This is a genomic window from Bradyrhizobium denitrificans, from assembly GCF_013179005.1.
In the GTDB taxonomy this organism is placed as follows: Bacteria; Pseudomonadota; Alphaproteobacteria; order Rhizobiales; family Xanthobacteraceae; genus Bradyrhizobium; species Bradyrhizobium denitrificans.
In genome coordinates this window covers 373,435-385,612 of record NZ_JABFDP010000001.1, presented here as the reverse complement: position 1 = coordinate 385,612, position 12,178 = coordinate 373,435, and the positions used below count along the sequence as shown (strand labels likewise).

Here is a 12,178-nt window from a genome sequence, read left to right as displayed (position 1 = left end):
GGCTTCGATCGTCATGATCCCCCCAGCGCCCCGTCAGGCGCTGCTGACCATGGCCGCAACCACCTGAACGACAGGACTGCGCGGGATCTGTCCCGCGCCGTCGGATGCGAACGTTCCGGCCAGCAAACCAGGCCGGACGAGCGGCCCTATTTCAGGACGCCCTTTTCCTTGTAGTAGCGAATCGCACCCGGGTGCAGCGGCACCGGGCTGTCTTGCGCCGCCGTCTCGAGTTTGATCTCCTTGCCGGCGGCATGCGCATTGGCAAGTTCGGGAAGCGAGTCGAAGATCAGCTTGGTCATCTGATACGCGAGATCGTCCGACACCGCCGAGCTGGTGACGAGATAGTTGATCACGGCGGCGGTGGGCACGTCCTTGTCCTGGCCGGTATAGGTGTTGGCCGGGATGGTCGCGGCCACGAAGGGCGCGCCGATCTTGTCGACGACCTCCTTCGGCACCGACACGACGGTGATCGGCGACGAGGTCGACAGGTCCTTCAACGAGGCGACGCCGAGGCCGGCCGATTGCAGCGTCGCGCCCAGCTGCCGGTTCTTCATCAGGTCGACCGACTCGGCGAACGGCAGATATTCCACCTTGCCGAGATCCTTGTAGCTCATGCCGGCGGCGGCGAGGATCGCACGCGAATTCAGCTCGGTCCCGGATTTGGGCGCGCCGACCGAGAGGCTCTTGCCCTTCAGGTCAGCCAGCGTCTTGATCCCGGACTCGGCGGTCGCAACGATCTGGATGTAGTTCGGATAGATCGCGCCGAGGGTGCGCAGCTTGTCCAGCTTGGTCTTGAAGCCGGCCTCCTCCTCGCCGTTCCAGGCCGATTTCAGCGAGTCACCGAGCGCGAAAGCGAGCTCGCCGCGGCCCTGCTGCAGCAGGATCAGATTCTCGACCGAGGCCTTGGTGGCCTGCACCTGGGTCTTCACGTTCGGGATCTTGTCGCCATAGATCTTACCGATCGCGACGCCGAGCGGATAATAGACGCCTGACGTGCCGCCGGTCAGGACGTTGATGAAGCTCTGCGCCTGCGCCGCGGGCGCCGCGAGCAGGCAGGCCGCGGCCACGATCAGACCGGTTGCAGTGCCAGAGAATGTCGAGAAACGCATGGGTCCTCCCATTGATTTTGCCGGCAAATTGGACGGATGCAGGCGCCGGGTCAACCCATCCGAAAGACGGCCAGACGGTCCCGAAGGCCCGGCTCGCAGCATCAGGAACCGGCAGACGCAGCTGCCACCTGCCAAGGACCGCGTGAGGGACAGCGCGTCAGGCCATCGGCCGCAGAGGCTCACTGCTCTCGCATGACGGCGACCGGCAGGCCGGGCCGCTCATTGGAAGGTCATGTCGAGGCATTTGGAGATGTCCGAGCCGAGGCCGGACGAGATCGTGATGCAGCCGCGCACCTTCTGCTGGGTCGTGTCCGCCACCCAGATCGAATAGCCGCCATTGCCGAAAAAGGAATTGGTGTTCGCCGGCTCGGTCTCGGTGGCGTCGAAATCGTATTTCGAGTCGGTATCGAATACGCGCGGCTTCTTGGTGCAGCCGCCGTCGGTCTGAACGTTGATGACCTCCTTGTTGTCCCGGGTCAGGGACAGCGACACCTGGCAGCGGAAATATTCCGACGTCTTCATGTTGAACAGGTAAGCGTAGGACTTGCAGACCGCGGTGTTGAGCTTGCCGGCGGACAGGCCGCGGCTGCAGGCAATGCGCTGGTTGTTGGACAGTTTGAAGTCGTCGGCCCGCGCCGTGGACGCCAACGTCACCAGCGACAGCGCCGCAAACATACCGATCTTCGTGGCGAGGCTCATCCGAATCATCCCCAAAGTGTTTCTTGCCCTTTGTTTCTAAACCACGCTGCAGGATAATCGCGAGATCGGCGGATGGAAAATCCGGCACCGTGCAGCCGCGCTTGACCGCTGACGATGTTGACGCCCGAAGAATGTTCGCGATTTGTTCGAGATGATGGTGAATGTGATGGAGAACGACATGAGGAGCGCTGTTGTGAAAAGCCTGATCGCAGCCGGAGCGCTCTGCGCGATGACCAGCGTGACTCGCGCGGCCCCGCCGGAGCCGTGGGAGCTGAGACCGGACATGGGCTACGCCTATGGCAAGGACGGCAAGACGCTGGCCTACAGGATGGGCACGAAGAATGCCGACATGCTGCTGAAAGGCGCCAAGAAGGTGCCAAAGGGCACGCTGTTCTTCGTCGGCCAGAACGGCCAGCTTTATATGCGGACGGCCCCCTATCTCGAAGGCGACGGCAGCTTCTCGTTCGGCGCGGACGATTGAGCCGGCGCGGACGCCTCAGAATGCGGCCGCCAGCTCCTTGGCGCCAGGCAGGCTGCTCAGCGAATCCATCCGCGCATCGGTGACCGCGAGCAGCTTCGCCACCGTGTTGTGGCGTACGGCGACGGGATTGCGCTCATAGCCGCCGCGCTGAAAGAAATTCGCGGTCGGCACCTGGTCACGCATGTCGAGCGGCATGGTCACCATGTCGAAGCCGGTGCCGTCGCCGGTCAGGTTCATCATCTCCAGCTCCGCGGCCGAAAGCGGCCGCGTGTAGCCCTTGGCGCGGGCGAACAGCACCGAGGTGAGCAGCTTGTGGGTCTGCAGCATCGGTCCGACATCGATGTCGAGCACCATCGCATGCATCGCCCAGCCCTGCTCGGTATTGCCTATCTTCTCATGCGCCGACCAGTCGTCGGGCACCGAACGCGCGATCGCGACCATCTTCTTCAGCACCGAGAGCTTGTGCTCCAGCGCGGCCCGCGACGGTCCCGAGGTCTGCGCCACCCGTTCGCCGAGCAGGCGGACGAACAGCGGCCCCTGCTCGGCCAGCAGCTCGACCGTATTGGTCGTGAGCAGCTGGTTGTAGCCGATGGCCGTCGAGATCGCGCGATTGCCTTTGAAGCCGGACTGCGAATCGTGCTTGCCATTGCCGCCGGTCTCGAACGCATAGACTCGCACCGCCTGCTCGCGGGTCAGTCCGGACGCTGCAGCAAATCGCGCATAGGCCCGCTTGAAGTCGACATCATTGGTCGGACGCTGCGGCGACCATTGGAAATGCTGCTGCGCCGCCTTGAGCAAATCGGCAACGACCGGAATATATTTGCGCTCGCGCGGTTCGCCCTCGGGCTCCGGCTCGGGGTTCACCGGCCGCTTCGGCCCGCTATAGACCGGCGGCTGCTCCAGCACGTAATCGTCGAGCCCGATCGGCTGCCGATCGCGCCGCTTGGCGTTGCGGAGGCGGCGCTTGTCGGCAATCGCCTTCCAATAGGCGCCGGCCTCCTGCTCGAACTCCGCGCGCGCCTGCTGATATTCGGCGAGCTTGCGCCGGTATTCCGCAATCGCGTCGGACGAAGCCATCTGCGCCAGCGCGTCGCGGGACGCGATCGCCGAGCCCGGTTCCCCGGCGAACAAGGGTGGCGCGCCCGCGACGGCGCAGGCAAGAATCAGGGCAAGCTTGCGAATCGGCTGATGCAGCATGCCGCTCTTGTAGCCGAAACCGCGGCTACTTCCAGGCAAACACCGGCTGTTCCAGCTCGTGGACGCGGGTCTCGCGGCCGGCCAGCACCTCGCGGAACTGATAGATCAAGGCGGCCGTCGGCGCGTGAATGAGACCTTCGCGGGCGTGAAAACGCACCACGCGCCGCGTGCTCTCGGGGATGACGGTGAAATCGAATGCATCATCTGCCAGGATGGTGTCGAGCCCGATCCGGTGGACGGACGCGACCTCATCCGGATTGGGCCGGAGCGTGCGGCCATTCGCCGCCCAAAGGATGACAGGGGTGATCAGATAGCCCGACCGCGTGGGGTAGTCGTCCAGCAGGCCCAGCACCGCCTCGGGCGATGCGATCAGTCCGAGCTCTTCCGCCAGTTCGCGCAAGGCGGCGGCGACCGGCGTCTCGCCGGCATCGCAGCGCCCACCCGGCAGCGCCCATTGGCCGCCATGGCTGCGCAGGCCGGCGGCGCGCAAGGTGAGCAGCAGCGTCGTGGCGCCGGTGTCGTGATCAGGGGCCAGCGCGATCGCCACCGCCGCGCGCTTCAGCGCCGGTGCCGACACATCGTCGCCACGACGTGCAAAGCCGGCGCAGCAGCTTGCAATTTTCCGCCTTGTGGCATCGTCGAACGGCAGCAGCATGTGCCTTGACTACACCAGGGCCGCGGCGGATGAAACGACCTGCAGCCGGAACCGGCGACGCAGCGAAGGCGAACAGGGAAGGTGCGACAGATGACCAAATCGGCCGCCGCAAAGATGACGTCCGACGGCTGGGACATCGTCGACACGTCCGGCTTCCTGCATCTGATCGGTCCGCTCTGGCAACGTGTCCTCGATGGCGCCCACGAATATGCCATCGTCACCGAGGACAAGCATCACAATCGTCGCGGCCTCGTCCAAGGCGGCGTGATCATGACCTTGGCCGACCGCAGTTGCGGCATGACCGCCCGCTACGCCGCGGGCAAGGAGCACATGGCGACCGTCCAGTTCGACACCCATTTCGTCGAGGCCGGCAAGATCGGTGAGACCTTGGTGTCGCGGCCGCATGTGGTGCGGATCACCCGCAGCCTGGTGTTCATCACCACCGAGGTCACGGCAGCCAGCCGGGTGATCGCGATGGCCTCGGGCGTGTTCAAGATCTTGAAGAGCGAGTGAGGCTGCGGCCTCTCCACGTCAGGGCGAGGCGCGCAGCGACGAATCCGTCCGGAGTCCCTCCGCGGACGCGATCCTGGATTGCTTCGCGGCGCTCGCAATGACGCGCTGAGACGGCTATCGTAGTTCCCCGTCCGCGGACGGTGAGGGTCTGTCAACGAGGCAAGAATGCAATATCGCCAGCTCGGCCGTTCCGGCCTGAAAGTGTCGCCGATCTGCCTGGGCACGATGATGTTCGGCGGCCCGACCGACGAGGCGACATCGGCGCGGATCATCGCCACGGCGCGTGACGCCGGCATCAACTTCATCGACACGGCCGACGCCTACAACAAGGGCGCATCGGAGGAGGTCGTCGGCCGCGCCATCGCCGCCGAGCGCGACCGCTGGATCGTCGCCACCAAGCTCGCCAATCCGATGGGCGATGACCCCAACCGCGCCGGCCTGTCGCGGCGCTGGGTGCTGCAGGCCGCCGACGAGAGCCTGAAACGGCTCGGCACCGGTCACATTGACATCTACTATCTGCACAAGGAGGACCACGCGACACCGCTGGAAGAGACCGTGCGCGCGATGGGCGACCTGCTGCGCGCCGGCAAGATCCGCTATTTCGGCGTCTCCAACTATCGCGCCTGGCGCGTCGCCGAAATCTGCAATCTGTGCGACAGGATGGGCATCGACCGCCCGGTGGTCAGCCAGCCTTATTACAACGCGATGAACCGGATGCCGGAGGTCGAGCATCTGCCGGCCTGCGGCCATTACGGCCTCGGCGTGGTGCCCTACAGCCCGCTGGCGCGCGGCGTTCTCACCGGCAAATACAGCCCCGATGCACCGCCGGACAAGGAGACGCGCGCCGGCCGCAACGACACCCGGATGATGCAGACCGAGTGGCGGCCGGAATCCTTGCGGCTGGCGCAGGAGATCAAGCGCCATGCCGAGGCCAAGGGTTTCACGGCCGGGCAGTTCGCGGTCGCCTGGGTGCTGAACTCCGCTTTCATCAGCTCGGTGATCGCAGGTCCGCGGACCGAGGCGCAATGGGACGACTACATCCGTGCGCTCGACTATCCCTACGCCGCCGACGACGAGGCGCTGATCGACGGCCTCGTCGTCACCGGCCATGCCTCGACGCCCGGCTATAACGATCCGGCCTATCCGATCGAAGGCCGCAAGCCGCGGAGAAACTGAGATGGAGGAGGATCGCTACGGCCTGGAGCTGTCGACCGCCTCGGCCGAGGCAGCAACCGCCTATCGCGACGGCGTCGATCTGCTGCTCGCATTCTGGCCCGGCGCAACGGACGCGTTCGAGCGCGCGATCATGCTCGATCCGGATTTCGCGCTGGCGCATGCGGCCCGCGCGCGCATCCATGCCATCTATCAGCAGCGCGGGCCGGCGCTGCAGACCATCGCGCGGGCGCGTGAGCTTGTCGCGAAACGCGGCACGGCGCGCGAGCAGAGCCATGTCGCGACATTGGCGCTGGCCATCGAAGGCCGCGGCGCGGAGGCGCTGACATCGACCTTGACGCATCTTGCGAGCTGGCCGCGCGATGCCATGGTCATGGCGCTGCCGCTCGGCGCGTTCGGCCTGCTGGCCTTCTCCGGCCGCATCGATCACGACGCCGCCCGCCGCGACCTCTGCGAGCGCTTCGCCGCCGAATACGGCGAGGATTGGTGGTTCCTGTCCAATCACGGCTGGGCCCTGACCGAGGCCGGCGAGGTCGCGAAGGGCCGCGCCATCACCGAGCGCAGCTTTGCGCTGCGCCGGCACAATGCCTATGCCGTGCATGCGCTGCTGCATGCCATGTTCGAGGACGGTGCGCTGAACGAGGCCGATGCGCTGGTCGAGAATTGGATCGGTGACTACGACCACACGGGCATGCTGCACGGTCACATCCGCTGGCACCAGGCGCTTGGCGCCCTGGACCGGGGCGATGCCGCGAGCGCGGTCGCGATCCACCTGAACGTGCTGAGCCCCGCCGTGAGCGCCGCGCCGCCGCTGAACACCCTGTCCGACTGCGCATCCCTGCTGTGGCGCCTGAGCATCGAAAACCATCCGATCGCCTTTGAGCTGTGGGAGGAGATCGGCACCTATGCGAGGACGGGGTTTCCGACCTCGCGGCTGCCCTTCGTCGAGATGCATCGCGCGATGGTCTCGGCGGTGACCGACGACGATATCGCCCTGAACCAAAGGCTGCGCTCGTTCAAGGCGCCGCCGGCAGGCGGGAGCTCGCCGGCTGCCCCGCTGCTGCCGCGGCTCTACCTGGCATTCCAGGCGTTCTACAACGAGAACTATCGGGTTTGCGCCGAGCAGCTCGCACCGGTTCAGGCGGAGATGGCCCGCCTCGGCGGCAGCCATGCGCAACGCCAGGTGATCGAGGACACCTACATCCTGGCGCTGATCCGCAGCGGCGCGCTGGCGAAAGCGCGCCAGCTCATCGATGCCCGCCTGCATCGCCGGCCATCGGCGCGCGATACGCGCTGGCGGGCGCTCACCGAGGCCTGAGCCGCCTACCCCTCGGTCTCCAGCCCCGTCGGCATCGGCACGTTTTCGGGCTGCAGCTTCACGCCGGCAGCGAGCGCCACGGTCTCAAGCAGCGCCGCAAAATCCTTGTCCAGATAGCCGGCGGGATCAGCCTGCAGCGAGGCGGCGCCGACATGGGCCTGCAGCGCTTCGCGTGTCGCGGCCGCGACCGGCATCGCGACATCGAGCTGGCGCGCCGCCGACAGGCCGAGATCGAGATCCTTGCGCAGCAGCGTCGGCGTGAAGGTCGTGGTCCAGTCGAGATTGACCAGCGCGTTGCTCTTGTATTTCGTGAAGGTCGATCCCATCACGCTGGCATTCATGAAATCCAGAAAGGCATGGCGCGGCACGCCGGCCTTCTGCGCCAGGATCGTGATCTCGGCGAGATTCTGGATCACGACGCCGAGGAACACATTGTGCGCGATCTTGCAGATGCGCGCGAGCTCGCCCTCGCCGACATAGGACACGCCGGAGACGGCGATCTTGGCGAGATAGGGCGCGATGATCTCGAACGCCGATTCCGGCCCGGAGACCACCGACGACAGCTTCCCCGCCTTGACGCATTTGCCGTTGCCGGACACCGGCGCACGAACGAACGCGCAGTCGAGCCGCTTCAGTCTGGCGGCGATCGCCTCCGACTGCTCGATGCCGATCGAGGAGCAGTCGACCAGGATCCTGGGCCGCGGTCCGAGGCTCGACGCCACGAGGCCGTTGTCGCCGAAATAGACCTGTTCGAGATCCTTGCCGGTCGACACCATCGAGAACACGATGTCGCACGTCGCAAGATCGCTCGGACGGTCGACGATCACGCCGCCCTTCGCCGCCAGCGGCTCGGCCTTGGCGCGGGTCCGGTTCCAGATCGAGAGCTTCAGGTCAGCCTTCAAGAGACGTTCGGCCATCGGATAGCCCATGCGCCCCATGCCGATCCAGCCGAGCGAATGCGTTGCAGCCATGTGTCGTCTCCCCGTTGCTTCGCTCAATAGCGGTTGGCGATCGGCAGCTCTTCCGCGGGGAACAGCGTGATCACCTGGCAGCCTCTATCCGTCACCACGACCTCTTCCTCGATCCGTGCGGCCGAAAACCCGTCGGTCGCGGGACAGTAGGTCTCCAGCGCGAACACCATTCCCGTCTTGATCTCCATCGGATTGTCAAGCGAGACCAGCCGCGAGATGATCGGGCGCTCATGCAGCGCGAGGCCGAGGCCATGGCCGAATTGCAGGCCGAACGCCGCCATCTCCGAGGGGAAGCCGAACTCCTCCGCCGCCGGCCAGACCTTGGCGACGGTGTCGGTCGAGACGCCGGGCTTGATCAAGGCGATCGCATGGTCGAGCCATTCGCGGCAGCGCTTATAGGCGTCATGCTGCGCCGGGGTGGCGCGGCCGACATTGAAGGTGCGGTAATAGCAGGTGCGGTAGCCCTGGTAGGATTGCAGGATGTCGAAGAACGCCTGATCGCCAGGGCGCAGGATGCGGTCGGTGAAATTATGCGGATGCGGATTGCAGCGCTCGCCCGAAATGGCGTTGATCGCCTCGACGTCATCGGAGCCCATCTCGTAGAGCAGCTTGTTGGCGAGCGCGACGATGTCGTTCTCGCGCACTCCGGGCTTCAAATTCTCGTAGATCGAATGATAGACGCCGTCGACCATCGCGGCGGCCTGGTTGAGCAGCATGATCTCGTCGATGTTCTTGATCTCGCGCGCATCCAGCATCACCTGCTGACCGTCGACGACCTTCATCCCGGCCTTCTGCAGTTCGAAGAACATCGCGGTCTCGGCGAGGTCGACGCCGACCGGCATGTCGGCGACCCCTGCTGATCGCAACAGGCTCATCACCTCCTCGGCATGCGCCTTCATCAGGCCGACGGCGGGCGGCACGGTGCCGCGCATGCCGAGCATGCCGGCGCGGCAATTCTCCGGCGCCAGCCAGTCGCAGAACATCCGGTGATGCACGGCAGCCGAGCCGAAATCCCATACGATCGGCTCGCCATCGCCGGCGAGCAACGCGAACCGGCACAGCTTGTCGCGTTCCCATTCGCCGATCTTGGTTCCGGACACGTAGCGGATGTTGTTGACGTCGAACAGCAGCAGCGCGCCGCAGCCGGACGCCTTCAGCGCCGCGCGCGCCCGCGCCAGCCGATAGTTCCGCAGACGATCGAAATCGACGCGGCGTTCGAAATCCACCGAGACATGGCCATGCGCCGGGATGGCGCGGTTCCAACGCCAATGCGGATCGAGATGCTCCGGGCTGACCAAATGCGGCTTCAGCGCGCTTCCTGTCATGTGGACGCTCCTTCCCGAGGATTGCAATCGATTGCACGAGAGATTAGTGCATCCGCGAGAAATGTGTCAAGGTATTATAGGCAGGATTTGTCCAAGGGTGTGGCACCACGGAGCGGGAATGAGACACGGGGACCGCCGATCACTGACGGGCCGCGGGGCGACGGCGCCACGTCCCACCATCAAGGACATCGCAGCGCGCTGCGGCGTGCATCCCTCGACCGTGTCGCGGGCGCTGAGCCCGGCCATGAAGCATCTGGTCGCTGCCGACGTCGCCGAGCGGATCCAGGCCGAGGCCAACGCGCTCGGCTACCGGTTGAACATGGCCGCCAAGGGCCTGCGCACCGGCCGCAGCGGCCTGATCGGCGTGCTGGCGCCGGACATTGCGGATCCCGGCTTCCCCCCCGTTCTCTCGGGCCTGGCGGAACATCTCAACGCGGAGGGATATGCAACGATCGTCGTCGATGTCGGCACGGGTGGCTCGCAGCAGGATCTCGTCGACAGCCTGATCGCGCGCGGTGTCGACGGCCTGGTCCTGGCGACGGTGAGGCTGCACGACGACGTCGTGGCGCACTCCGTCGGAGCATCGACGCCAGTGGTGCTGGTCAATCGCGTCGATGCGGCCGGGGAGTTGCCGTCGGCGGCCAGCGACGATGCGGCCGGCATGCGGCTGGCGGTCGATCATCTGGTCGCGCTGGGCCATCGGCGGATCGGCCATGTCGCGGGCCCGCAGGAGATCTCGACCGGCGCGCGGCGACGCGCAGGCTTCGAAGCCAGCATCGCAGATTCCGGCTTGTCCCTCGGCGATGCCCCGATCGAGGCCGCCACCGCCTATACGCGCGCCGCCGGCCGCGAGGCGGGACTACGGCTTCTCGGCCGCAAGGCGAGGCCGACCGCCATCGTCGCCGCCAACGATCTGCTGGCGCTCGGCGTCTATGATGCGCTCGCCGCGAGCGGCCTCACCTGCCCGGCGGATGTCTCCGTCGTCGGCCACAACGACATGCCCTTCGTCGACCTGGTCTCGCCGCCGCTCACCACCGTACGGATCGCGCAGCGCGAGATGGGCGCGACCGCAGCGCGGCTGCTGCTCGCGCGCATCCGCAGTCCCGACGCCGCCAACGAGCATGTCGTGCTGCAGCCGGAGCTCATCATCCGCGCATCGACGGCGCGGCCGCGCTCCTGATCATCGCCGCGTAGCACGCGTGATCACCTGCCCGGCGCGCGCGTTCTGGTGCGTGCCCTGCCACCAGGTCAGCGCGCCATTGACGATGACGGCCTCGATGCCGGCGGCCGGCACGCAGGGGTCATCATAGGTCGCGGCGTCGCGCACGCGGGATGCATCGAAGATCGTGATGTCGGCGTGGTTGCCGACCGCGATCGTGCCGCGCTCCTTGATGCCGAAATTGCGCGCGGTCAGGCCGCTCATCTTCCAGACCGCGGTCTCCAGCGAGAACAGCTCGAGCTCGCGACAGTAATAGCCGAGCACGCGGGGGAACGTGCCCCACAGCCTGGGATGCGGCCGCTCGCCGAACGGCAGGCCGTCGGAGCCGATCATGGTCGGCTCGAAGGCCAGGATGGTCCGCACGTCGGCCTCGTCCATCGCGAAATAGATCGCAGAGGCGGGTTGCAGCCGCTTGGCCGCCTCCAGCCGGTCGACGCCCCAGGCGGCAGCGATCTCAGCAAGATCGCGGCCGGCGACCTCGGGATGCGGACCGGACGCCGCGACGACCACCTTCACCTGCAGCTTGGCCGGATCGGTGTGCAGCATCGTCGACGAGGCATTATAGGGATAGCAGTCGAGCGCGACGCATTGGCAGCTCATCGCCTTGCTGATCAGCGGCAAGGTCTCCTTGGTGCGGCCGAAATTGGCCGGCCCCACCACCTTGTGGTGCGAGATCACGACCTGGACATCGAGCGCCTTGCCGATCGCGAAGCTTTCCTCCAGCGATTGCGTCACCTGATCAGCCTCGTTGCGCATATGCGTCGCATAGACGCCGCCGCTGCCGGTCAGGGGACGGCAGACCTCGATGATCTCCGCGGTCGGCGCCGCCTCGGCCGGCGGATAGAACGTTCCGGTCGACACGCCGATGGCCCCCGCGTCGAGCGCCTCCTGAACATGGCTGCGCATCGCGCCGATTTCGCTGTCGGTCGCGGCGCGGCCGAGATCGCTCACGACGGACGCCCGCAGCGAGGTATGGCCGACCATCGGCGCGACATTGACCGCTGCGGGTGCCGCGCGCAGCGCCGCGACGTAGCCTGCAAACGACGCGAACTCGGCAACCTGGCCGCCGCCGGGCGACAGCAGGCCGAGCGGCATCGGCCGCGGCGAGCCGGGTTTCAACGGCGCGATGCTGACACCGCAATTGCCGGTCACCACCGATGTCACGCCCTGCGAGACCTTGCAGGTCATGCCGGGATCGACCAGCACCGCGCTGTCGTCGTGGGTGTGGGAATCGATGAAACCCGGCGCGACGATGCGGCCGGTGGCGTCGATCTCCCGCGCAGCCGTCCTGTTGTCCAGCGGGCCGATGACAGCGATGCGACCATCCGTGATGCCGACATCCGCCTGAAAGCGCGGCGCCCGCGTGCCGTCGATCACGGTGCCGCCGCGGATGATGAGATCGAAGGCGGGAGAAGTTGTCGGCAGGTCGGTCATGAGGTCACAGTCTCGCAGGGAACCGCAGGACTATCCGTGAGCCGTGCCGATGCGTCCAGCCGGATCGGCATGTGATCGGCGCCG

12 protein-coding genes are annotated in these 12,178 nt (G+C 66.3%); 5 read left to right on the top strand and 7 right to left on the bottom strand.

The window, feature by feature from the left end; genetic code table 11:
- Positions 1–146: 146 nt before the first annotated feature.
- Together HL671_RS01620 and HL671_RS01615 are read right to left on the bottom strand one after the other, a co-directional pair.
- Positions 147–1,109 (bottom strand): TAXI family TRAP transporter solute-binding subunit, encoded by a 963-nt coding sequence (locus HL671_RS01620; RefSeq protein ID WP_012041241.1) that lies wholly within the window; start codon positions 1,107–1,109, stop codon positions 147–149.
- Between the two features lie 219 nt (positions 1,110–1,328).
- Positions 1,329–1,808, bottom strand: coding sequence for a hypothetical protein (locus HL671_RS01615; RefSeq protein WP_172235400.1), 480 nt, complete (start codon positions 1,806–1,808; stop codon positions 1,329–1,331).
- 178 nt (positions 1,809–1,986) lie between these two features.
- Here HL671_RS01615 and HL671_RS01610 point away from each other — a divergent pair, with 178 nt between their 5' ends.
- On the top strand, positions 1,987–2,289 hold the full coding sequence (locus tag HL671_RS01610) for a hypothetical protein (protein ID WP_012041239.1): 303 nt from the start codon (positions 1,987–1,989) through the stop codon (positions 2,287–2,289).
- Between the two features lie 15 nt (positions 2,290–2,304).
- Here the strand turns inward: HL671_RS01610 and HL671_RS01605 are convergent, their stop codons facing one another.
- Together HL671_RS01605 and HL671_RS01600 are read right to left on the bottom strand one after the other, a co-directional pair.
- Complete coding sequence (locus HL671_RS01605; protein ID WP_172235455.1) at positions 2,305–3,486, bottom strand: hypothetical protein; 1,182 nt, start codon at positions 3,484–3,486, stop codon at positions 2,305–2,307.
- Positions 3,487–3,511: 25 nt separating this feature from the next.
- A complete protein-coding gene (locus HL671_RS01600; protein WP_246579435.1) occupies positions 3,512–4,141 on the bottom strand; it encodes an NUDIX hydrolase in 630 nt (209 codons plus the stop codon).
- A gap of 90 nt (positions 4,142–4,231) precedes the next feature.
- On the opposite strand from HL671_RS01600, the gene HL671_RS01595 reads away from it, so the two are divergent.
- From HL671_RS01595 to HL671_RS01585, 3 genes are all read left to right on the top strand, one after another.
- Positions 4,232–4,654, top strand: coding sequence for a PaaI family thioesterase (locus HL671_RS01595; RefSeq protein ID WP_172235399.1), 423 nt, complete (start codon positions 4,232–4,234; stop codon positions 4,652–4,654).
- A 165-nt stretch (positions 4,655–4,819) separates the two neighbouring features.
- The gene (locus HL671_RS01590; protein ID WP_172235398.1) at positions 4,820–5,830 is read left to right on the top strand and encodes an aldo/keto reductase; all 1,011 of its coding nucleotides are present in this window, start codon (positions 4,820–4,822) and stop codon (positions 5,828–5,830) included.
- A 1-nt stretch (position 5,831) separates the two neighbouring features.
- Positions 5,832–7,145, top strand: a complete 1,314-nt coding sequence (locus tag HL671_RS01585) for a tetratricopeptide repeat protein (RefSeq protein ID WP_012041234.1) — start codon at positions 5,832–5,834, stop codon at positions 7,143–7,145.
- Between the two features lie 5 nt (positions 7,146–7,150).
- Here the strand turns inward: HL671_RS01585 and HL671_RS01580 are convergent, their stop codons facing one another.
- Together HL671_RS01580 and HL671_RS01575 are read right to left on the bottom strand one after the other, a co-directional pair.
- On the bottom strand, positions 7,151–8,116 hold the full coding sequence (locus HL671_RS01580) for an NAD(P)-dependent oxidoreductase (RefSeq protein ID WP_012041233.1): 966 nt from the start codon (positions 8,114–8,116) through the stop codon (positions 7,151–7,153).
- A 23-nt stretch (positions 8,117–8,139) separates the two neighbouring features.
- The gene (locus tag HL671_RS01575; protein WP_012041232.1) at positions 8,140–9,441 is read right to left on the bottom strand and encodes a M24 family metallopeptidase; all 1,302 of its coding nucleotides are present in this window, start codon (positions 9,439–9,441) and stop codon (positions 8,140–8,142) included.
- 118 nt (positions 9,442–9,559) lie between these two features.
- Here HL671_RS01575 and HL671_RS01570 point away from each other — a divergent pair, with 118 nt between their 5' ends.
- The gene (locus tag HL671_RS01570) at positions 9,560–10,621 is read left to right on the top strand and encodes a LacI family DNA-binding transcriptional regulator (RefSeq protein ID WP_083780595.1); all 1,062 of its coding nucleotides are present in this window, start codon (positions 9,560–9,562) and stop codon (positions 10,619–10,621) included.
- On the opposite strand, the gene HL671_RS01565 is transcribed toward HL671_RS01570, so the two are convergent.
- Positions 10,622–12,094, bottom strand: a complete 1,473-nt coding sequence (locus HL671_RS01565) for an N-acyl-D-amino-acid deacylase family protein (RefSeq protein ID WP_012041230.1) — start codon at positions 12,092–12,094, stop codon at positions 10,622–10,624.
- Between the last annotated feature and the right edge of the window lie 84 nt (positions 12,095–12,178).

What these genes read in the sequence shown, in the direction of transcription:
- HL671_RS01590 (WP_172235398.1), top strand. Translation starts at nt 4,820, where the DNA reads ATGCAATATCGCCAGCTCGGCCGTTCCGGCCTGAAAGTGTCGCCGATC.
- HL671_RS01570 (WP_083780595.1), top strand. Translation starts at nt 9,560, where the DNA reads ATGAGACACGGGGACCGCCGATCACTGACGGGCCGCGGGGCGACGGCG.
- HL671_RS01610 (WP_012041239.1), top strand. Translation starts at nt 1,987, where the DNA reads ATGAGGAGCGCTGTTGTGAAAAGCCTGATCGCAGCCGGAGCGCTCTGC.
- HL671_RS01605 (WP_172235455.1), bottom strand. Translation starts at nt 3,486, where the DNA reads ATGCTGCATCAGCCGATTCGCAAGCTTGCCCTGATTCTTGCCTGCGCC.
- HL671_RS01585 (WP_012041234.1), top strand. Translation starts at nt 5,832, where the DNA reads ATGGAGGAGGATCGCTACGGCCTGGAGCTGTCGACCGCCTCGGCCGAG.
- HL671_RS01575 (WP_012041232.1), bottom strand. Translation starts at nt 9,441, where the DNA reads ATGACAGGAAGCGCGCTGAAGCCGCATTTGGTCAGCCCGGAGCATCTC.
- HL671_RS01565 (WP_012041230.1), bottom strand. Translation starts at nt 12,094, where the DNA reads ATGACCGACCTGCCGACAACTTCTCCCGCCTTCGATCTCATCATCCGC.
- HL671_RS01580 (WP_012041233.1), bottom strand. Translation starts at nt 8,116, where the DNA reads ATGGCTGCAACGCATTCGCTCGGCTGGATCGGCATGGGGCGCATGGGC.
- HL671_RS01595 (WP_172235399.1), top strand. Translation starts at nt 4,232, where the DNA reads ATGACCAAATCGGCCGCCGCAAAGATGACGTCCGACGGCTGGGACATC.
- HL671_RS01620 (WP_012041241.1), bottom strand. Translation starts at nt 1,109, where the DNA reads ATGCGTTTCTCGACATTCTCTGGCACTGCAACCGGTCTGATCGTGGCC.
- HL671_RS01600 (WP_246579435.1), bottom strand. Translation starts at nt 4,141, where the DNA reads ATGCTGCTGCCGTTCGACGATGCCACAAGGCGGAAAATTGCAAGCTGC.
- HL671_RS01615 (WP_172235400.1), bottom strand. Translation starts at nt 1,808, where the DNA reads ATGAGCCTCGCCACGAAGATCGGTATGTTTGCGGCGCTGTCGCTGGTG.